Consider the following 247-nt stretch of genomic DNA (forward strand, 5'->3'; position numbering starts at 1 on the left):
TCCTTGCGAGGGGCAGTACCCTTTCGAGCTGCCACGCTCGTACCTCAACCCCGTCGATTGGCGGGGCTTTTTTTTACCTGCCGATAGAGGTTTGGCGCCTGCGAAATCGAGCGCCCCCGCGCGGCGCTCGACCGCCCAGACGCCAAAAATCTCAAGGCGATCCAAGATTTGCCGATAACCCGTCCACAGCATCACGCATGGCTGCTTGCCAGCCCCCGGGACATGATGCAACCTTGCCAGATCCGCC

General features: G+C 61.5%; 1 protein-coding gene. It reads right to left on the reverse strand.

All coding sequences use genetic code 11. The features are described 5' to 3' along the window. On the reverse strand, positions 1 to 195 hold a 195-nt coding region (locus tag J5M71_RS29105; protein WP_207839160.1), incomplete at its 3' end, for a hypothetical protein. Positions 196 to 247 lie beyond the last annotated feature (52 nt).

It is taken from the genome of Pseudomonas sp. 43(2021) (genome assembly GCF_017490805.1).
GTDB lineage: Bacteria > Pseudomonadota > Gammaproteobacteria > Pseudomonadales > Pseudomonadaceae > Aquipseudomonas.